The sequence below is a fragment of the Streptomyces tricolor genome, assembly GCF_002155905.1.
Lineage (GTDB): Bacteria > Actinomycetota > Actinomycetes > Streptomycetales > Streptomycetaceae > Streptomyces > Streptomyces tricolor.
Genome location: NZ_MUMF01000955.1, coordinates 1 through 783 on the forward strand (window position 1 = coordinate 1; position 783 = coordinate 783).

The 783-nt window shown below is 74.5% G+C and carries 1 protein-coding gene; it reads right to left on the reverse strand.

What is annotated here, in order from left to right; all coding sequences use genetic code 11:
* Positions 1–783: cellulase family glycosylhydrolase (locus CCN44_RS41865; RefSeq protein ID WP_244204072.1), on the reverse strand; the 783-nt coding region annotated here is incomplete at both ends.

Sequence of the window (783 nt, forward strand, 5' to 3'; positions counted from 1 at the left end):
TGCCGGCGTCGGTGCACAGGCCCCGCCCACCGGTGTGGCTCAGCCCGGCCAGTCTCGTGCCGTCGGGGCAGGCGGCCTTGTGCGCCCCCGGGTCCCAGTCCCCCGTGGCCCGCACCCGCAGCGACGCCACCGCGTCGCCGTGATCGGTGCTGAGCATCCGCCAGAGCACAGCGGACGGCACGGGCCCGGTCCTGCCCGGCGCGGTCATCAGGCGCTGCCATGCGGTGGCGCGCCAGTCACCGGGGTCGAGGATGCCGGAGCGGTGCCCCGCGTCGTCGTAGCGCAGCAGCGCCCAGTCGTCGTGGCCCGCGAAACCGACCAGCGGCCAGAACGCGACGTCGGCGTCGTGGTCGGCGAAGTAGTCGGTGACATGGCCGAACCAGGCCCGGGCCGCCGGGTTCGTCTCGCCGGAACCGATGCCGAACTCGCTCACCCACACGGGCGCGGTGTGGTGCCGGCCGTTCTCCGTCACGAAGAAGGCCTCGTCGTCCAGGGCCCCGGCCAGCTCAGCGGGGGAGAGGTCCTGGTAGCGGGGGTCGTGGGTCTCGCCGATGCCGGTGGCGCCGCTGTGGTGCGGGCCGGTGTAGCCGTAGAAGTGGGCGGAGTAGACGAGCTTGCGGGCGTCCACGAGGGTGTGCGAGAGGGTGCGGGCGGGGCTGAGCACCGGCCGGCCGTGCGGGAGCCCGTCGACGGGCACGCCGGTCCAGTTGATGCCCTCGATCACGATGAGGAGCCGCGGGTCGGCCTCGGTGAGGATGCGGTCGGCGGCGAGCTGGGCCGCGG